Consider the following 19,421-nt stretch of genomic DNA (forward strand, 5'->3'; position numbering starts at 1 on the left):
ATATCCAGATGACAGGAGGGACCCAGCGATGAAATCCATACATAAACGCATGATGCTGATGTTCGCGGTGTCGCTCATTTGTGCAGCGGTGACCGCAAATCTGACACAAAACAGCCGCTCGGCCATCCATCGGGTAGAACAATACGCGCCCGAGGTGGTATCCGGCATTGTATATGATGATTGGCTTGTCGAGACGCATGGCGGCTTTCACGGCGATGGCGATACGCTGATCCGCTTTGACGTGACCGATCCGTCGGTATTTGACGACTTTTGCGCGCCGCCGTTTGAATCCACCATCGAGATCCGTACGGAAAACGAAGTGACCGTGGAGAATCTGGTTCTGTTCTCGACCGATGCAGAGATTCCCGACCCGGAAACTGCCTATTGGATGCTAGACGCGCACGGCCCGGGCAGTATACCGTGGGCAAATCTTTCCATCGGGCTGTATTATCCCGAAGAAGAGACGTTTTACTGGTACGAAAGTGATACATAAAAGAGAGACCGCCGCCCGGCGGTCTTTTGTTGTCTGAAATTTTTTTATTTTGCGGGAATGTGCGCCCGTTTTGATGTGTCTAATAGGCAGAAAGGGGGAAGGGTATGGAAAATCAAGCCGAACTGACACGGATGATGCAGACCTACGGCACCCAGCTTCTGCGCCTGTGCACACTGTATCTCAAAGACCGCATGTTAGCCGAAGATGCCGTGCAGGAGACCTTTGTCCGGGCTTGGCGTGCCGATTTTCGTCAGGAATGCAGCGAAAAGACCTTTTTAACGCGCATCGCCATCAATATCTGTAAAAATTACCTGCGCACGCCCTGGCACACCCGGCGTGCTTCGGCCGAACTGCTCGACCAGCTCACGACACAGATTCCAGACGTCGACGACACGCTCTTGCGGGCAGTGCTGTCCCTGTCGCAGGCGCACCGTGCGGTGATTTTGCTCTACTATTATCAGGGATTTTCGGTAAACGAAATCTCGGAAATCCTGTCCATCCCGTCCGCGACCGTCAGCACCCGGTTATTCCGGGCACGGGAAAAACTGCGGTCGATGTTAAAGGAGTGGTATTATGACGAACCATGAGAAAATGAGCGAGCAGTTAGACCGAATCATGGAATCGGTCGTATTTGAACCCCGGATGGAGCAGGCGGTACGCCAGCGGCTGCACGAGCGCCGTGCGCCCCGCCGTCTGACCCGCCGCGCCGTGATTGCCATGGGCTTGTGCGCTGTGCTTGTGCTGTCCGCCGGTGCGATTGGGCTGTCGGTAGTCGATCAAATGCGCAGTCATGCTGGGTCGTTTGCCCCAGCCATCCAATCCCCAGTTGCAACGGTAGTGGAGCGCGACGGCATTGAGGTTTCGGTCGTCGGCGCGTACAGTGATTCCTACGGCGCGACGGTATATGTCGCCGTGCGCGATACGCAGGGCAAAAACCGTCTGAGCGCGGACAGTCATCTGAGCTCTTGGAATCTGGATGCCGAGAGCGATACGAAGCTGAGCCGTGCCGGCGTGCTTGACCTGAACAACCTGGTCTCTTACGATGACCAGACGCAGACTGCTGTTTTTTGCCTGCGCGGCAGCGGCTTGCAGATGAGTGGTGCGCAGCCGGGTTCACAGCACACCTACACGCTGACCTTGGGTACCATCCTGCCCAAAGCGCACGAACTGACCTTCACCCTGCCCCCAAGCACCGCATCTGAGACCATCGCCCAGACCGAGACCATAGATCAGCCGCTCGACCTCAGCCTGTCGTGGACGGATGAGCCGGCTGAGGTTCCGCAGGCGGTCATGTCCGAACCCGTCGCGGAGGGTGTCACGGTCACGGCAGCCGGTCGGCTGGGCGACGACTACCACGTGCGTCTGGCACTTTCGGACTGCACGGCTGGCAAGCTGAACAGCGATATTTCGACCGATTCGCCGCTCGCGTACCCGGATTCTTACGTATCCAACATTATTTTCGACGATGGTCATGCCATAGACTACATTCTGCACGGCGCACGCATTCCCGATGCCTCGGCCACCGATGACCTGTCCTTCCGTCTGACCTATTACACCGACCCGGTCTTGTATGGCGACTGGACGATACCGGTCACCTTCACGGTCAGTGAGCAGATTCCGCTGCAAATCCCGGCAGGCTGCAAGCTGACCAGCGCGGAACTGACCGCGTTTCATGTCCTTCTGACCGTTCCGGAAGATCAGACCTACGCCTACGGCGGTACAACGGTCAGCATCCAGTATCAAAACGGTGAGGTTATCACTTGCAGCGGTAACGGTTGGAGCCTGACCGATTCCGCCGCAGACGGACAGGCACAATATTTCATGGAGTGGTCGACCGATGAACCGGTCGAGCTGGCACAGGTTGCCTCGGTGACGGTTGGTGATTTTGTGCTGACTCCGGTACAGGAATAATCAAAAAGGACTGCAAATGCAGTCCTTTTTCTTTTAAAAATCCGACCAAGGCCATAAAACCTGGCTTGTATACTTTTCGTAAGTGGTGTTGTTTTGATTGAGATAAAGGACGCTTCGACCAGAAGGTTCCACGGTCTTGTTATAGAATTCGTTGGACACTTCATACACAATCCGTCCGCCGCTCGTCGTCCAGCAGTCAATATACAGAAAATCGGACGCAGGGCCGTTTTCTCCGGGTGCGATCTGTGCGAAAGCGTCCCCGCCGGGCACGCCCAGCGCCTCGCAAGTCTTATGGTCGAGTTCGCGTCGTTCATAGGCGGGATAATCCAGCTGATCGGCCCAGACTTGGTCGATCATGTCCCGTTCGGTCTGGCTGATTATGAGTCCGCTGCACTCGCGCAGAGCCTGTTCTGCGGTAAGTGTGCGCGGCAGAAAAACACCATCCATGCCTTTTCCCAAAAGGGTAATCACAGCGGTCAAAATCGCGGCAATACACATCACAATTCGTACTGCTTTGCGCTCCATTCGCATCCCTCCTGTCTTTTTGTACAGTATAGCAAATTTCCGACGGATATTCCAGCACATTGCCGAAATTTGTTCCCGTCCTGTGACTTTTCATCAGGATGCAACAAAAAATGCTTTATTTTTTTCGTGTATTTCCCATCTCTTTTTGTACTTTCCATTTGTCCTGTGCGGTTATATATGATATCATAAAGTTAGAAAGAGGATGGAAAATAAAGCCGTCAGGAGGTGAGCGCAATGCGTTTATGGCCCGATTACATTGCCTCCCGCCGAACCGCGCTGACTGTACTGCTGTTTTGCACGCTGTTCCTGGTCGTTCTGACCGGTGCCTATGCGCAGCGTCCGCCCGCCGCCATCCCCACTCCGCCCTACATTTCGCCCGGAGAGCAGGCGATTGTCTTACAGGAAGAAGATGGGGTTCGGATTTTGCTGCTTTACGATCCAATTTCGCAGGGATTTCGCTGCGCGGTCTCGCTGTCGAGCGATCCGGCGCAGGTTTTATACAGTCCGTCGGTGAATTTTGATATCACCCCCGGTCATCCGCTCACCATTCGCTATCCCGATGCCGAGCAGGAGGAAGATTTACAGGAGGATGTACCGGCTGTGGACACCGAAGAGTCTCTGCTCCCGGTCGAGGTCTGCATTACGCCGCGGGTGTTGACCACCAGCCGCACGTCGCAGTATACGAGCGAGTCGTTTGTGCAGGAATGGCATGTGCGCTGGAAGGAATTGGAGGATGGAGTCGTTTGGGCGTGAAGATTCAGGTTTTTTGAGAGAGGCTGCGAGTGCGGTCTCTCTTTTGTTTTGGGGTGGGGATCAGGTAAATAAAAGAAAAAGACCCGAGCCTTGCGGTCGGGTCTTATGAGCGCGTTTGACGCGCTGGGGAAATTTCGCTGTCTACTCATTTTATCCGCGCACAGCGCGGGAATGCAGATAGTGGCCTACGGGCTGCGGACAGCGATTATTTTTTGTTTTTGGTTGAAACCCGGGTCGAACACCGGGTTTCAAGAGGGGATTCCGCGCTCTGCGGAGCGCGTCTCAGGGCTCTGCCCTGAGAACCCGCAAGCCTTTCGAGAAAGGCTTGAGCGAAAGCTTCCATTCGGGGTGCGGTGCTCGGTTAGAACAGGCCGGTGATTTTACCGGTTTCCTCGACGTCGATATTCTCCGCAGCGGGCTTCTTGGGCAGGCCGGGCATGGTCATGATGGCACCGGTCTCACAGACCACGAATCCTGCGCCAGCCGACAGGCGAGCGGTGCGGACGGTGATGGTGAAATCGGTGGGACGGCCGAGCAGGGATGCGTCATCAGACAGCGAATACTGGGTCTTTGCCATGCAGATCGGCAGGCTGCCGTAGCCCATTGCCTCGATGTTTGCCAGTTCCTTGGCAGCTGCGGGCAGGATATTGACATCCTTTGCACCGTAAATGGTGGTTGCGATAGCGCGAATCTTATCGGTCAGGGGCTGATCGAGTTCATAGATCGGGTGGTAATCGCTCTGACCCTCAGCCAGTACGTCAAGTACCTGCTGCGCCAGTGCCTTACCGCCTTCGCCGCCCTTGGCGAAGACCTCAGACAAGGCAACGCGCACGCCCATTTCCTGACAGTGCTGCTCGATGAACGCCATTTCCTCGGCGGTATCGGTCGGGAATGCGTTGATTGCAACAACAACCGGCAGGCCGAACTTGCGGATATTTTCGATGTGTGCGTCCAGGTTGACGATGCCCTTTGCCAGCGCGTCGACGTTGGGCTGGTTGAGGTCGGGCTTTGCCACGCCGCCGTTATACTTAAGAGCGCGGACGGTTGCGACCAGAACGACACAGGACGGCGTCAGACCAGCTGCGCGGCACTTGATGTCGAGGAACTTCTCCGCGCCGAGGTCTGCGCCGAAGCCAGCCTCAGTGATGGCGATATCGCCCAGCTTGAGCGCCATCTTGGTCGCCTGTACGCTGTTGCAGCCGTGTGCAATGTTTGCGAAGGGGCCGCCGTGCATCAGGCAGGGCGTACCCTCGAGGGTCTGAACGAGATTGGGCTTGATGGCGTCCTTGAGCAGAGCAGCCATTGCGCCGTCTGCCTTGAGGTCGCGTGCGTAAACCGGCTCACCGGCGTAAGTGTAAGCGACCAGAATGTTGCCCAGACGCTTTTTAAGGTCTGCGAGGTCGTTTGCCAGGCACAGAATAGCCATAACCTCGGATGCGACCGTGATCATAAAGTGATCTTCACGCGGTACGCCGTTGACCTTGCCGCCAAGGCCAATGGTGATGTTGCGCAGTGCGCGGTCGTTCATATCCAGAACGCGGGAGAAGAGGACGCGGCGGGAGTCGATGCCCAGCGTGTTGCCCTGCTGGAGGTGGTTGTCGAGCATTGCACAGAGCAGGTTATTGGCTGCGGTGATGGCGTGCATGTCGCCGGTAAAGTGGAGGTTAATGTCCTCCATCGGTACGACCTGTGCATAGCCGCCGCCGGCTGCACCGCCCTTGATGCCGAAGACCGGGCCGAGAGACGGCTCACGCAGTGCGATGACTGCATTCTGTCCGAGCTGTGCCATTGCCTGACCCAGACCGACGGTCGTGGTGGTCTTGCCCTCGCCTGCCGGGGTGGGATTGATTGCGGTCACGAGAACCAGCTTGCCGTCCGGCTTATCCTGGATCTTTTCCCAGGTTTCGCGGCCGAGCTTTGCCTTGTACTTGCCGTAAAGTTCCAGATCATCTGCGGAGAGTCCAGCCTTTGCGGCAACCTCCGTGATGGGCTGCATTTTGCAGTTCTGCGCGATCTCGATATCTGTCAGCATTGCCATTCATCCTCCATCGTCTTGTTATGGGATACACTTTAGTGACATTATACCACATTTTTTATCAATCCAAAAGAAATCCCGGCGCATTTTCTCTCGCTTTTCCGCTGAAATTGTGGTATGATAGATTCCAGCCTTTTATGGAATTATATCAAACCCCAGCGTCTGCGAAAAGGAGGCCATGCTGACATGAGGCCATTGCGTTCGGCCGTGCACTACTTCAAAAATACCGACCTTTATCTACTGTTTATCGCGCTGTGCTGTTCGGCTTACAGCCTGGTTTTAGTCAACTCCGCGACCGCGAGCAGTGCCTCGCACGACCGTTTTCTGATCGTTCAGGGCGGTGCAGTCGTCATTGGCGTCATTGCGTTTATCATTATGTCTCTGGTCGATCTGGAGTCTATCAAGCGGTACTGGCGCGTGCTGCTGCTGCTCAACGTTGCGATGCAGCTATCCATGTTCGTTTTGGGTTCCAGCCGAAGCGGTAACCAGAGCTGGATCGAAATTGGCCCGATCACGGTTCAGCCGGGTGAGATCGGTAAGATTCTGTTTATCATCACCTTTGCCGCCCATCTGATGCAGGTTTATGAGGAGATCAACCGCTGGCAGACACTCATCCAGTTAGGTATTCACGCAATGCTGCCGTTTGGCGCGATTGTAGTCGCCCAGCACGACGCAGGTGTTGCGATGGGCTATCTTCTGATTGCGATTACGATGATTTTCGCCGCTGGTATTTCCTATAAGTGGATTTTCGGCGGCGCGGTACTCGGACTTGCAGCCGTCCCGATTGCGTTTCAGTTCCTGAGCGGTTATCGACTGGCGCGTATTCTCGTCCTGCTCGACCCCTCGATCGACAATCTGTACGGCGACAAGGACTACTACTACCAGACCGCACAGAGTAAAATTGCGATCGGTGCAGGACAGTTCAGCGGCTCGGGCTATATGCAGGGTCTGCAAACGCAGTATAATAAAGTCCCGGTTAACGAGTCCGACTTTATTTATACGGTTGCGGGCGAGGAGTTCGGCTTTATCGGTGCAATGCTGGTCATCATCCTGCTGGCATTACTGGTTTTGAGACTGTTTTACGTCAGCTATCGTGCCGGTTCGACGTTCTCGGCACTGATGACCGTCGGTATCGCGGGTATGTTTATGTTCCAGTCGTTTCAGAATATTCTGATGTGCCTGGGTATGTTCCCGGTTGTCGGCGTTACTCTGCCACTGTTCTCGTACGGTGGTACATCGGTTGTGACGATGTATATTGCACTCGGCGTCGCCGCCGGTGTTAGAATGAGAGAAAAACCCAGTTGGCTCCAAAAGTGATCGCCGCACCAATAATGAAGCTTTCGCCAGCCTTTCTCGAAAGGCTGCGGGTTCTCAGGGCAGAGCCCTGAGTCGCGCTCCGCAGAGCGCGAAACTCCCCTCTTTGATTTTCGCTTTCGCGAAAATCAACCAAACAGAACAAAAAAGCGCTGTCCGCAGACAGCGCAATCCCCGGCGCGCTAAGCGCGCTCATGGAAACCGTTCCCGAGGGAACGGTTTCTTTTTTACCCCTACTGCCGCAATACACCCTTTCAAACGTCCTCATCCCCAGCAATATACATCTCTTCTGTTGTCCGCTGCGCGTCAACCAAAGCGAGGTATGCGCGAACGGCGTTGCCCTGTTCGAGCAGCGTGGCGGCGTGCGTAACTGAACGGAAAAGGGTGTAATACATCTGTTCAAAGTCCGGCTGATTGCCCATGTGATTACCTCCTAGAGATATACTATATAAAATATAATACTTTATAATAGAATAGTCAAGAAGTCATATCCTAGATATGATATCTATAGGTGATAATATGGCTGAACGTTCTATTATAGTAACACAATCTTACGGCACTGTTGTGCTGCATTTGCGCGAGATGCTGGAATCGCGCGGGATGAATAGAAATCAACTTGCCAGCGCAATTCATGTGAATTTTGCGGTTGTCGATAGATGGTATCGGGGCAAGGTCGAAAAACTCGACCTCGACATCCTCGCCCGTATCTGCTATGTGCTTGACTGTGAAGTGTCCGAGCTGCTCGAATATCGTGCAGATGCGGAGAAGCAGGGATAAAAAAAAGAAACCGTTCCCTAGGGAACGGTTTCCATGAGCGCGCTTAGCGCGCCGGGGTTTGCGCTGTCTGCGGACAGCGCTTCTTTTTTATTTTTTGGTTGATTTTCGCAAAAGCGAAAATCAAAAAGGGGATTCCGCATCCTGCGGGATGCGGCTCAGGGCTCTGCCCTGAGAACCCGCAGCCTTTCGAGAAAGGCTGGCGAAAGCTTCATTATGGGTGCGGTGCTGGTTTAACGGTATTCTTCCATCCAAGTTGCCTGTCCGGTTTTCAAGGATGTCTGGACATCCAGCACGCGCTGGTTTGCGCTGCCGCGGAAGCGAAGCTCCAAGCCCTTCTCTTCCTCCACAAACCTACCATCGACGAGCAATGTCAGCTTTTCCAGCAATTTCCTCACCCACGGGTCGGGCAATTCCATCAGCTGTTCGAAGGTATAGCCGGTATAGGCCATGAGCGGTTTTTTACCGTTTAAACCATCCGCAACCGCGCACAGGCCTTCTGCCTGGCAGAACGGTTCACCGCCCGAGAAGGTTACGCCGGTCAGCAGCGGATTTTTGAGGATATCCGCGACCAGCTCATCGCTGTCGATGTCGGTACCGCCCGAAAAATCGTGTGTTTCCGGGTTATGGCAGCCGGGGCAATGGTGCGGACAGCCCTGTGTGAAGATGACATAGCGGAAGCCGGGGCCGTCCACGATGGACTCACCGATCGTACCCGCTATGCGCAGTGTTTTCCCCATGATGCTTATGCCGAACGGGTGTTATCGCTTAACGAGCAGCAGGATACGCCATGCTTTACGCGGTCATGCTCCTCTGCGCGCTTGCCGTTGTTGAAGCGGTCGAGGGTACCAACCAGATAACCGGTGATGCGGCGGATGCGCTCAAAGCCAACACCCTCGCCAACAACCGGGACGCCATTTACTTCGGTTACGTTGAATTCCTTAGTCATCATTCTTCCTCCTATGTTCAAACCTGATATCAAAATCAGAGCGGGTTTACAGTACGGTCGTGTTCCTCGTTCGGGTCGCCCGGATAGCCCAGGGTAGACCAGTTGAGGTGCTTGTACATGCCAAGCTTCTGCAGCTTCTCGAGCGGTACGCCCTCGCCCTCACGGCGGCCGCAGCGCGGGCAGACATCACCGATGATGCCGGTATAGCCGCAGATGGGGTCGCGGTCGATGGGGTGGTTGATGGCGCCGTAGCCCATGCCTGCTTCCTTCATGGCGCGGACTACCGTCTCAAACGCCTCGAGGTTCTGGGTCGGGTCGCCGTCGAGCTCGATGTAGCTGATATGTCCGCCGTTGGTCAGCGCGTGGTACGGTGCCTCGCGGCGAATCTTCTCAAAGGCAGAAATCGGATAATATACCGGTACGTGGAACGAGTTGGTATAGTATTCGCGGTCGGTTACGCCCGGAATCTCGCCAAAGCGCGCACGATCCATGCGCACGAAGCGGCCGGACAGACCCTCTGCCGGGGTTGCAATCAAAGTGAAGTTCAGGTGGTACTGCTGTGCCGCCTGATCCATGCGCTCACGCATGTGCGATACGATCTTGAGACCGAGTTCCTGTGCCTCGTCGCTCTCGCCGTGGTGTACACCGATGAGCGCCTTGAGCGTCTCTGCAAGGCCGATAAAGCCGCAGGTCAGGCTGCCGTGCCCCAGCACTTCGCCCACGCTGTCGTCCGGGCCGAGCTTCTCCGAGTCAATCCACACGCCCTGACCCATGAGGAAGGGATAGTTTCTGACCTTCTTCTGGCTCTGGATGCGCAGACGGGCAAGCAGCTGGTCGATGACAAGGTCGATCTTGCGGTCGAGGTCCTCAAAGAACCAATCGATATCGCCCTTGCTCAAAATCGCAATGCGCGGCAGGTTGATGGACGTAAAGCTCAGGTTGCCGCGGCCGTTTACGATCTCGCGGGTCGGGTCGAACACGTTGCCCACGACGCGGGTACGGCAGCCCATGTAAGTTGCCTCGGTCTCGGGGTGGCCGGGCTTATAGTACTGCGCATTGAACGGTGCGTCGAGGAACGAGAAGTTCGGGAACATGCGCTTTGCCGATACGCGCATGGCCAGCTTAAACAGGTCGTAGTTGGGCTCGCCGGGGTTGTAGTTGACGCCCTCCTTGACCTTGAAAATGTGAATCGGGAAGATCGAGGTCTCGCCGTTGCCCAGGCCTGCCTCGGTTGCCTTCATCAGGCATTCCATGACCAGACGGCCTTCGGGCGAGGTGTCGGTACCGTAGTTGAGCGAAGTAAACGGCACCTGTGCGCCTGCACGCGAGTGCATGGTATTGAGGTTGTGCACCAGTGCTTCCATGGCCTGATAGGTATTGCGGCGAGTTTCCTTGACCGCGTACTTGCGGGTAAAGCGCATGATCTTGGCCGCGGTGCGCTCGTCGGTGTGGTCGCACAGCAGACGCTCGACCGCCTCGTCGAAGCCGTTGCCATCGGCAAAGACCGCAATCTCACCGGTCTCGCGCTCGGCGTTCTTCACGATCGACTTGCTCAGCAGCTCGCCGTCCTCCTGCTCGAGGTAAATCTCGATGGCCTTGGTCAGGTTATCGGTGAACGCGCGGCGGAAGGTCTTCTTGACGCCGGGCGCCATGGAGTAATCGAAATTCGGAATGGACTGACCGCCGTGCTGGTCGTTCTGGTTGGACTGGAGCGCGATGCACGCCAGTGCAGAGTACGAGCGGATGTCATTGGGCTCACGCAGGAAGCCGTGACCGGTCGAAAAACCGCCCTGGAACAGCTTGAGCAGGTCAATCTGGCAGCAGGTGGTGGTCAGGGTGAGGAAATCCAGGTCGTGGATGTGGATGTCGCCCTCGCGGTGTGCGCGTGCGTGCTCTGGGTCGAGAATGAACATCTCGTAGAACTGCTTCGCGCCCTCCGAGCCGTACTTGAGCATAGTACCCATCGCGGTATCGCCGTCGATGTTGGCGTTCTCGCGCTTTACGTTGTTCTCGAGCGAGGACTTGAAAGTCAGATCCTCATAAACTTTCATCAGACGGGTATTCATCTCACGCACGCGGGTGCGCTCGTTACGGTACAGGATGTACCGCTTTGCCGTGCGCGCATGGCCGGTTTCGACCAGAACACGCTCCACCTCGTCCTGGATCTGCTCGACGGTCGGAATCTCGCCGGACAGCGCCTGTTCCAGGTTTTGCTCGACCTGGCGTGCCAGGGTCTCGGCCATCTGGTAATCGTGACCACCCGAGGCCTGCGCGGCCTGAAAGATCGCGTTTGTAATTTTATCCAGTTCAAAGGCCGACTGACGGCCGTCTCGTTTGATGATCTGAGCTATCATGTAAAAAGGGATCTCCTTCCCAGGTTTGCAGCCTGTGTATAAATCTGTGCACAACTTTTTGTTGTTGTGGATAAGTATCTGCACCATATCTAGTAGGGGTCTGATTCGATGCACTTAATAATATAGCCCTCCGGGCGAAGATTGTCAAGGGCAGGGCTGGGCGTTTGGACAGATGTACAATTCTTTGCCGTTTTTTTTGGCGATTGTGAAGCGAGGTAGCTATTGACAACGGTCGGACAGCCGAAAGGTCGATAAGATGGCGGTGGGGTGTCTGTCAAACACCCCGCCCGCGCAGGCATTTCGTGTGCATTGCAGGGGCACACAGAATGCCTTGCAGCCGCAGGCGACTTCCCATACTTTCCGGCTGCCGACGGGTCGGGGAAACATCGGAAACGACGGTTTTCGAACAAATGATCTGGTGGTGTGTGCAGTATAATGAATTTCTCTGCGTTCAAACTTGCATTTTCGGGCAGTTTGTGCAAGACCTTCTCTTGTGCCGCCAGGTGCACAAGGGTGCTCTCATCCGGTATGTGCTCCCGGTCGTTCGATTTCCCACGGCAGACGGCTGGTCTGTTTCTGTCTTTCGCGGTAAATCCGCCCAAAAATGCAAATCATATACAATATGATTGTACCCGGATTTTCGCCTGCTGTGCGGTTACACGAATCCTGTTTCTTCATCTTTTACCGCATCAGGATTTTTTCTGACTAAAATACTGAATTTTTCGCACATTTACCCATAAATTCCACACATTTTATCAGCTAAACTGCACAATCAAACGTAAAATGCTTTGTTGAAACTGCTATTTTTCATTCGATTTTTTACATGGATTTTACACGCTTCGTGCGCTTTTTCGGTTACTTTACCGTTCCACTTTTGTGCTTTTCATGGATTTTAGAAATTTTTTCCGTCTTAGGCGGACACAGCCGCCCATCTTGCGCACCTTGGGTACAGTCGCTATAATATGGATACTAAATCCGGCTGGTGTGTCTATCCGGTCAGGAAAATATAACATTTATGGGGGTTTCTTTTATGGAGAAACAAAAAAGAAAGCTCGGGCTGGTGCCCAAGCTCATCATCGGTATCATTTTGGGTATCCTGCTCGGCCAGCCGTTCGTGCCCGAAGTCATCTGCCGTCTGGTCGTCACCGCTTCGTCGCTGTTCAGCCTGTTCTTAAAGTTCGTCATCCCGCTGATGATCCTGGCCTACGTCACTATGGGTATTGCCGACCTGTCGCAGGGCGCGGGCAAGCTGCTGCTGGTCACCGCCGGTCTGGCTTACGCCTCCACCCTCATCGTGGGCTCGTGCTCTTACCTGGTTTCGAGCACTCTGTTCCCCTCCTTTATGAGCGCGGACGCGCTCGAGCAGATCGCCGAGACCGCTGGCAACTCGCTCTCGCCCTATCTGACCATCGCCATTGAACCCATTCTGGACACCCTCGCCGCCGTCCTGCTGGCCTTCATCCTCGGCCTGTGCATGTCCTCCATGCGCGGCAAGCAGATCGGCAACTCGCTCTATAACGGTTTCCATGACTTCTCGGCCATCATCGACAAGGTGCTCCACGTCGCCATCGTTCCCCTGCTGCCGCTCTACATCTGCGGTACCTTCGTGGATATGACCCGTTCGGGCAAGACCTTCGTCATCCTGGGCATCCTGTGGAAGGTATTCCTGGTCGTTATCATCATGCACCTCATCTGCATCACCGTTCAGTTCTGCATCGCAGGTGCCGTCAGCCACAAGAACCCCTTGAAGCTCATCCGCAACCAGATCCCCGGCTACACCACCGCACTCGGCACCCAGTCCTCTGCGGCAACCATCCCGGTTAACCTCCAGTGCGCGGAAGCCGACGGCGTATCCTCTGAGATTCGCAACTTCGTCGTGCCGCTGTGCGCAAACATCCACATGGCAGGTTCCATGATTACCATTACCGCCTGTGCGACTGCGGTCTGCCTGATGAACCAGATTCCGATTAGCCTGGCGACCGTCGTTCCCTTCATCGCGACTCTGGGCATCGCGATGATCGCATCCCCCGGTGCACCCGGCGGCTCGATCATGACCGCTCTGCCCTTCCTGTACATGATCTTCGGCACCGAGCTTGGTGACCCCGAAGGCCCCATCTGCGCCATCATGGTTGCACTCTACATCACCCAGGATTCCTTCGGCACCGCCTGCAACGTCTCGGGCGACAACGCCATCGGCGTGATTGTAGACACCATCTACAAAAAGTGGATTAAGAAGTAACAGCCGGTCGGGCTGCAAAAAAGTGAGGCCCCGTCCTCACTTTTTTGTGTTTCCCACCGTTTTGACCGCATCCGCACTGTTTTGCCGCCGGTCGGTATGATATACTAAGATCATAAGATCTTCCGGCAATTCACCTGTTTTGCACAAAGGAGCATAATATGCAAGTATTTGATATCATCGGGCCGGTTATGATCGGCCCTTCCAGCTCACACACCGCGGGTGCGTGCCGTCTGGGCCGCGTCACCCGTAAAATCCTCGGCGACCGTCCGGTCAAGGCACGCATCGGCCTGTGCGGCTCGTTCGCCCAGACCTACCGCGGTCACGGCACCGACAAGGCCATTATCGCGGGCATTCTGGACATGCATACCTACGATGCCCGTCTGCGCCACGCGCTCGAGCTCGCTGGCGAGGAGGGACTGACCTACGAATTCTACCAGACTTCCATCCCCGGCGCCCATCCCAACACCGCAATTCTGGAACTGACCGGCGAAAAGGGCGGCACCTGCCGCGTGGTCGGCGCGTCCATCGGCGGCGGCAACATCATCGTCACCAATATCAACGGTCTGGAAGTCCAGTTCACCGGACAGTACAACACCCTCATTGTCCTGCATCAGGACACCCCGGGCGTCATCGCTGCCGTCACCAACACCATGGCCTACTCGGGCGCGAACATCGGCAATTTCCGCCTGTCCCGTCCGCAGAAGGGCGGCGAGGCCGTCATGACCATCGAGGTCGACGGCGACGTATCCGACAAGATGATCAGCTGGCTGCGTGAGCTGCCCCACATCACGGGCGTTGTACTCGTCCGCGCCATTTAAGGAGGAAATTTCCCATGCTTGAATACCATTCCATTCAGTCGCTGGTCGATGCGGCACAGGAAAAGGGCTGCACGATCTCCGAACTGGTACTGGCTGACCAGTCCGTGCAGACCGAGACCCCCAAGGACGAGCTGTTCCGCAAGATGCAGGACAATCTGCACGTCATGCAGGAGGCTGTCCAGGCCGGTGTCGACAAAGATCTCAAGTCTACGAGCGGTCTGACCGGCGGCGATGCCTACAAGATGCAGCAGTACGCTCAGGGCGGCGGCCTGTGCGGCAATTTCTTCACCCAGGCACTCACCCGCGCAATTGCGGTATCCGAATATAACGCGGCGATGGGCAAGATCGTCGCGGCACCGACGGCTGGCTCGTGCGGCATTCTGCCCGGTACCATCCTGTCGCTGATGGAAGACCGCGACATGCCCGAGGAGACCGCCGTTATGGCACTGTTCACCGCCGGTGCATTCGGCATGGTGATCGCTGACCGTGCATCCATCGCAGGCGCACAGGGCGGCTGTCAGGCCGAGTGCGGCAGCGCAGCGGCTATGGCTGCGGCGGCTATGGTCGAGATGTCTGGCGGCACGCCGGAAATGTGCGCACATGCCTGCGCCATCGCCATCAAGAATCAGCTCGGTCTGGTCTGCGACCCGATCGCCGGTCTGGTCGAGGTTCCGTGCATCAAGCGCAACGCGGGCGGCGTAGCCTGCGCATTCGCTGCGGCAGAAATGGCTCTGGCGGGTATCAAGAGCGTCATTCCGGTGGATGAAGTCATTGATGCCATGCGTGAAGTCGGTGATTCCATGCCGTGCGCACTCAAGGAGACGGCTCAGGGCGGTCTGGCAACTACCCCGACCGGTATTCGACTGAAAGAAGAAATCTTCGGCGCATAAATCCCGCCCGCAGGCGAAATGAAGTTTGGATCAAACCTTTTCAAAGGTTTGCGGGTTCTCAGGGCAGAGCCCTGAGTCGGACTCCGCAGAGTCCGAAACTCTCTTTTGAAACCCGGTGTCCGACCCGGGTTTCAACTAAAACAAACAAAAAAGGAAAGACCACCCCATCGGGTGGTCTTTCCAGAGAATTGCGCGTCCTGCGGGACGCGCTTTTTTATTCTTTTTTGGTTGATTTTCGCAGAGCGAAAATCAAAAGGGGATTCCGCGCTCTGCGGAGCGCGGCTCAGGGCAACAGTGCCCGCGTGTTAGGGCCTTGGCCGAACGAGTCGGCCACAGCCTTGCGGGAAAACGCCCCACAGGGGCCTTTTCTCGTTCCGCAAGGTTCGAGAAAGGCTGGCGAAAGCTTCAATATTGGGTGCGGTGCTTGTTTTAGTGATCCTCGTGGGACATCTTCGCAACCACGCCCGACAGTGCAATCAGTGCAATCAGGTTCGGGAATACCATCAGACCATTAAACAGGTCGGACAGGTTCCAAACCAGGTCAACCTTCAGGCTAGAGCCCAGGATAACACATACGACAACCAATGCCGCGTAAATCTTGACTGCCTTCTTGCCAAACAGTGCCTTAACATTGACCTCACCGAAGAAATACCAGCCGATGATGGTCGAGAACGCGAAGAACAGCATGCAGATTGCAATAAATACGCTGCCGAACTGGCCGAACGCCTGATTGAATGCGGTCTGTGCCAGAACCGAACCGGTTGCGCCGGTGGACAGAGCGCCCGAGGTCAGGATAACCAGAGCGGTCAGGGTCAGGATGATGAAGGTATCGATGAACACGCCGACCATTGCGATGATGCCCTGATCCTGCGGCTTCTTAACCTTTGCCAGTGCGTGTGCGTGCGGGGTGGAACCCATACCAGCCTCATTCGAGAACAGGCCGCGTGCAACGCCGTAGCGCATTGCCTCCTTGACGGTCACACCTGCGATACCGCCTGCCAGCGCCTGCGGCTGAAATGCGCCGATGAAGATGGACTTGATCGACTCAATCAGTGCTGCGTGGTTGATGACCAGAATCACGGTGCAGCCGAGGATGTAGAACAGTGCCATAACCGGAACCAGCTTCTCGGTAACCGATGCGATACGCTTGACGCCGCCGAGGAAGATGAATGCCGCAATCGCTGCGCAGATGACGCCGACGATCAGCGGGCTGATGCCGAATGCGTTGTGGAAGGAATCGCCGATCGAGTTGGACTGTACCATGTTGCCGGCAAAGCCCAGTGCGAAAATGATCGCGATGGAGAAGAAACCAGCCAGAAAGGTGCCGAAGCCGCCCTTGAAGCGTGCCTTGATGTAGTAGATCGGGCCGCCGGTCACGTGACCGTCCTCGCCGACCGTCTTATACTTCTGTGCCAGTACGGCCTCGCCGTAGATGGTGGACATGCCGAAGAATGCCGACAGCCACATCCAGAAGATGGCACCCGGGCCGCCCGATGCCAGCGCGGTTGCGCAGCCGGTGATGTTACCGGTACCAACCTGTGCTGCAATCGCGGTGGTCAGTGCCTGGAACGAGCTCATGCCCTCGTGGTCAGCCTTCTTGCCGTTCAGGCTGAACGAGCCGAACATGCGCTTGAAGCCGGTACCCAGATGGCGTACCTGCACAAAACGCGTACGAATGGAGAACAGTACACCGGTCAGCACCAGAAGGTACAGGAGCAGATTGTTCCACACAAAGCCGCTGATGTCGCTGACCAAGACCGCCAGTTGATCCATATCCATTGTTTGTTACCCCTTTTCTTTTTGTTCCCCAAACAAGCCGAAAACCTGCATCTGATCGATGCAAAAAGAAAAAGCGCCCCGTTCCTCGGTTTTCCCGCGTCTTTGCGGAAAAATATGAGGATGGTTCGCTCTGATCCCGGATGCCACCGTCTGCGTGCATCCATGTCAAAAAAAATGTACGTCAAACCGGTTACACCGAGTAAAAAATCCACTCTGTCCTTTTGCCTGAGAGATTAGCGCATTTTCTGCACCTTGCACCTTCGGCACCCATGGTTGGGATTCTCCAGAGCCACATCCGTTTATAGTCCTTTCCCAGCCGGTCAGGCTGGAAACCTGAGAGTTTTACTCCTTCGGTAAGCACATGGCTTTTTCCTAAAAACTTCGCTTGTCGGTATTTCGTTTGAACTTAGCCTATCACACTTGCAGGACGGTGTCAAGCATGGTGCAAAAAATTTCGCAGGGCAAAGTGAAAAACCGCCGTTTTTGCCAAAAAAGGCAGAAAAACGGACGCGCTTATGCACGTCCGTTTGGTCGTCCTGTCAAATTTTCGGTTTACTCGAAGTTGACCGTTACCGTCGTAAAGTTACCCATCGCCTTGACGGTCTTGTCGATGACGTCCTTGAGGCGGGTCTCAGCGTTGGAGAACTTATCGGTGTTATACAGCTCGTTTTCGACCGCCGAGCGCTGGTCGGCGTAGAAGCTGTCGAACTGGCCGAGCTCGATCTGACGGAAGATCTTCTCGTCGGAATCGTAGTAGCTGACCGAATCCTGTGCGATATCATGCTGGAGGATCTTGATGGCAGGCACGGTGATCGTGACCGACTTGCCGTCGACCTTGACCTTGTCCGCAGTCAGGGTAGAAGTATCCGAGCCGATCTTGACCGAACCCTGATACATGATGGTGAAGTTACCCAGATCGGCAGCCTGCGACCAGCCGTAATATGCGTCGTCGCGGTCTTCCTCGCTGAGTACCTTGGTGTAGTCATAGTCTACCTGTACGGTCTGACCCAGACCCTGCACGGTCGTCGCGATATCCTCTGCCTTGACCTTGCCGCCCAGGCTGTGTCCCCAGGCTGCGCCCAGGCCGAAAATAATCAAAAAGATGACGACAACTACGCCGACGACGGTCAGCTGTCGCTGTCTGCGAATCTGCTTTTTGGTCTTGCGAACCGGTGCTTTTCGATTCTGCTGCTGTGCCATATCGTTCCCCTCATTTCCTTTGTCACTATATTCATATTACCGGATTTTCTGCAATAAATCAATTAAGATTCTTTTAAATTCCAAAAGTTTTTACGCCAGATCGGCGGCACGCACGACACGATCGCCCATGATCGTGCACACCGGCGCGCCCTTGAGCGCCATACCAGTATACGGGGTGTTGATTCCCTTGGAATAATACTCTGTGTATACTCTATCGCAGTCCCAGTCTAGTACACACAGCTCGGCACGGTGGCCGACCTCGATGGACTTATCGGCAAAGCGGTAGACCTCGGACGGGTTCTTGGACATCTTTTCCAGCAGCTGCATTTTGGTCAGCGCACCGGTCTTGACGAGGTAGGTATTGCACACCGAGAACGCGGTTTCCAGTCCGGTGATGCCCGACGGCGCCTGTGCGAAGGGCTTGGCCTTCTCCTCGGCGGTGTGCGGTGCGTGATCGGTCGCGATCAGGTCAACCGTGCCGTCCTGCAAGCCGCGAATGAGTGCCTGACGGTCGGCTTCCTTGCGCAGCGGCGGATTCATACGCGCATAGGTGCCATGCTCAAGCACAGCGTCCTCGGTCAGCGACAGGTGATGCGGGGTGACCTCGCAGTAGATCTTGGCACCCATTGCCTTACCGGCACGGATGAGATCGACCGACAGGCCGCTCGAAATATGCTGGAAGACCACGCGCGCACCCGTGCGCAGCGCAAGCGCGATATCACGGGCAACCATAGCTTCCTCGGAGGACGGCAGCGCACCGGGCACGCCCAGTTCCTCGGCTGCCTTGGAACCGTAATTGACGCCGGGCGACAGCACGAGCGACTTGTCTTCCTCGTGGAAGGACAGCACGGTGTCATGCTTGACCGCCTCTTCCATTGCTTTGAGGCAGGTGTGCATGTCGGTGAGGTTAATGCCGTCGTCGGTGAATCCGGGCGCACCGGCTGCCAGCAATGCGGCAAAATCGGTCATTTCCTCGCCCTTGAGTCCCTTGGTCACCGCGCACGCCTGGTGCACGTTGACGTAGCCGCCTGCCTCGTGCGCCTTGTTCTGCACGTATTGCAGCGTCTCCACGTTGTCGCAGGTCGGCAGGGTGTTCGCCATGCACACAACCGAGGTGAATCCGCCCGCTGCCGCGGCGCGCATACCGGTCATCATGTCCTCTTTCTGGGTCTGACCGGGGTCGCGGAAGTGTACGTGGGTATCGACAAGACCGGGTGCGACCGTCTTTCCTGCCGCGTCAAACACCGGACAGCCTGCCGGTGCGTCAATATGGGGTTCCATCTGGGACAGGATGCCGTCGTCACCGATCAGCAGATCAAGGCGCGCGTCCAGTCCGGTATATGGGTCTAACACCTGTGCGTTTTGAATCAAAAGCATGGTTTTTCCT

17 protein-coding genes, 1 pseudogene and 1 riboswitch are annotated in these 19,421 nt (G+C 55.9%); of the genes and pseudogenes, 9 read left to right on the forward strand and 9 right to left on the reverse strand.

The genetic code is table 11. The features are described 5' to 3' along the window. Positions 1 to 28 precede the first annotated feature (28 nt). The 3 genes from B5F17_RS07020 (at position 29) to B5F17_RS07030 (ending at position 2,404) form a co-directional block, all read left to right on the forward strand. Positions 29 to 493: a hypothetical protein gene (locus tag B5F17_RS07020; RefSeq protein ID WP_087372328.1), complete on the forward strand. Its 465-nt coding sequence runs from the start codon at positions 29 to 31 to the stop codon at positions 491 to 493. 104 nt (positions 494 to 597) lie between these two features. Continuing rightward, a complete protein-coding gene (locus B5F17_RS07025) occupies positions 598 to 1,080 on the forward strand; it encodes a sigma-70 family RNA polymerase sigma factor (protein WP_016149019.1) in 483 nt (160 codons plus the stop codon). Next, positions 1,067 to 2,404, forward strand: coding sequence for a hypothetical protein (locus tag B5F17_RS07030; protein ID WP_087372331.1), 1,338 nt, complete (start codon positions 1,067 to 1,069; stop codon positions 2,402 to 2,404). Before B5F17_RS07025 ends, B5F17_RS07030 begins: the two co-directional genes overlap by 14 nt. A gap of 33 nt (positions 2,405 to 2,437) precedes the next feature. Here the strand turns inward: B5F17_RS07030 and B5F17_RS07035 are convergent, their stop codons facing one another. Beyond that, positions 2,438 to 2,929 (reverse strand): hypothetical protein, encoded by a 492-nt coding sequence (locus tag B5F17_RS07035; RefSeq protein WP_087372334.1) that lies wholly within the window; start codon positions 2,927 to 2,929, stop codon positions 2,438 to 2,440. Between the two features lie 234 nt (positions 2,930 to 3,163). Between B5F17_RS07035 and B5F17_RS07040 the strand changes: the two genes are divergently transcribed. Further along, positions 3,164 to 3,682, forward strand: a complete 519-nt coding sequence (locus B5F17_RS07040) for a hypothetical protein (RefSeq protein WP_087372337.1) — start codon at positions 3,164 to 3,166, stop codon at positions 3,680 to 3,682. Positions 3,683 to 4,043: 361 nt separating this feature from the next. Here B5F17_RS07040 and B5F17_RS07045 read toward each other — a convergent pair whose 3' ends face one another. Next, positions 4,044 to 5,714, reverse strand: a complete 1,671-nt coding sequence (locus tag B5F17_RS07045; RefSeq protein WP_087372340.1) for a formate--tetrahydrofolate ligase — start codon at positions 5,712 to 5,714, stop codon at positions 4,044 to 4,046. 189 nt (positions 5,715 to 5,903) lie between these two features. Between B5F17_RS07045 and B5F17_RS07050 the strand changes: the two genes are divergently transcribed. Next, positions 5,904 to 7,034, forward strand: coding sequence for an FtsW/RodA/SpoVE family cell cycle protein (locus B5F17_RS07050; RefSeq protein ID WP_162608111.1), 1,131 nt, complete (start codon positions 5,904 to 5,906; stop codon positions 7,032 to 7,034). Positions 7,035 to 7,285: 251 nt separating this feature from the next. Here the strand turns inward: B5F17_RS07050 and B5F17_RS14835 are convergent, their stop codons facing one another. After that, complete coding sequence (locus tag B5F17_RS14835; protein ID WP_162608112.1) at positions 7,286 to 7,453, reverse strand: hypothetical protein; 168 nt, start codon at positions 7,451 to 7,453, stop codon at positions 7,286 to 7,288. Between the two features lie 97 nt (positions 7,454 to 7,550). Between B5F17_RS14835 and B5F17_RS07055 the strand changes: the two genes are divergently transcribed. Beyond that, positions 7,551 to 7,808, forward strand: coding sequence for a helix-turn-helix domain-containing protein (locus tag B5F17_RS07055; protein ID WP_087372447.1), 258 nt, complete (start codon positions 7,551 to 7,553; stop codon positions 7,806 to 7,808). 230 nt (positions 7,809 to 8,038) lie between these two features. Here the strand turns inward: B5F17_RS07055 and nrdG are convergent, their stop codons facing one another. The 3 genes and pseudogenes from nrdG to B5F17_RS07070 form a co-directional block, all read right to left on the reverse strand. Next, positions 8,039 to 8,545, reverse strand: coding sequence for an anaerobic ribonucleoside-triphosphate reductase activating protein (gene nrdG, locus B5F17_RS07060; RefSeq protein WP_087372347.1), 507 nt, complete (start codon positions 8,543 to 8,545; stop codon positions 8,039 to 8,041). Positions 8,546 to 8,550: 5 nt separating this feature from the next. Then, a pseudogene (gene nrdD / locus B5F17_RS07065) lies at positions 8,551 to 8,691 on the reverse strand (anaerobic ribonucleoside-triphosphate reductase); the annotation flags it as partial. A gap of 98 nt (positions 8,692 to 8,789) precedes the next feature. Beyond that, positions 8,790 to 11,108, reverse strand: a complete 2,319-nt coding sequence (locus tag B5F17_RS07070; protein WP_087372352.1) for an anaerobic ribonucleoside triphosphate reductase — start codon at positions 11,106 to 11,108, stop codon at positions 8,790 to 8,792. A 1,030-nt stretch (positions 11,109 to 12,138) separates the two neighbouring features. On the opposite strand from B5F17_RS07070, the gene B5F17_RS07075 reads away from it, so the two are divergent. The 3 genes from B5F17_RS07075 (at position 12,139) to sdaAA (ending at position 15,055) form a co-directional block, all read left to right on the forward strand. Continuing rightward, positions 12,139 to 13,347 carry a dicarboxylate/amino acid:cation symporter gene (locus tag B5F17_RS07075; protein ID WP_087372355.1) on the forward strand — a complete coding sequence of 403 codons (1,209 nt, stop codon included), beginning with the start codon at positions 12,139 to 12,141 and terminating at the stop codon, positions 13,345 to 13,347. A 158-nt stretch (positions 13,348 to 13,505) separates the two neighbouring features. Then, a complete protein-coding gene (gene sdaAB / locus B5F17_RS07080) occupies positions 13,506 to 14,165 on the forward strand; it encodes an L-serine ammonia-lyase, iron-sulfur-dependent subunit beta (protein ID WP_016149007.1) in 660 nt (219 codons plus the stop codon). A gap of 14 nt (positions 14,166 to 14,179) precedes the next feature. After that, positions 14,180 to 15,055 (forward strand): L-serine ammonia-lyase, iron-sulfur-dependent, subunit alpha, encoded by an 876-nt coding sequence (gene sdaAA / locus B5F17_RS07085; RefSeq protein ID WP_087372358.1) that lies wholly within the window; start codon positions 14,180 to 14,182, stop codon positions 15,053 to 15,055. A gap of 429 nt (positions 15,056 to 15,484) precedes the next feature. Here the strand turns inward: sdaAA and B5F17_RS07090 are convergent, their stop codons facing one another. From B5F17_RS07090 to B5F17_RS07100, 3 genes are all read right to left on the reverse strand, one after another. Then, entirely contained in the window at positions 15,485 to 16,828 is a 1,344-nt protein-coding gene (locus B5F17_RS07090; protein ID WP_040333107.1) for an alanine/glycine:cation symporter family protein, read from the reverse strand. A gap of 209 nt (positions 16,829 to 17,037) precedes the next feature. Beyond that, a riboswitch (glycine riboswitch) is annotated at positions 17,038 to 17,131 on the reverse strand. A 255-nt stretch (positions 17,132 to 17,386) separates the two neighbouring features. Next, positions 17,387 to 18,034 carry a DUF4230 domain-containing protein gene (locus B5F17_RS07095; protein WP_087372361.1) on the reverse strand — a complete coding sequence of 216 codons (648 nt, stop codon included), beginning with the start codon at positions 18,032 to 18,034 and terminating at the stop codon, positions 17,387 to 17,389. Positions 18,035 to 18,124: 90 nt separating this feature from the next. Further along, positions 18,125 to 19,411 carry a dihydroorotase gene (locus B5F17_RS07100; protein WP_087372364.1) on the reverse strand — a complete coding sequence of 429 codons (1,287 nt, stop codon included), beginning with the start codon at positions 19,409 to 19,411 and terminating at the stop codon, positions 18,125 to 18,127. Between the last annotated feature and the right edge of the window lie 10 nt (positions 19,412 to 19,421).

Source organism: Butyricicoccus pullicaecorum, from assembly GCF_002160355.1.
Lineage (GTDB): Bacteria > Bacillota > Clostridia > Oscillospirales > Butyricicoccaceae > Butyricicoccus > Butyricicoccus pullicaecorum.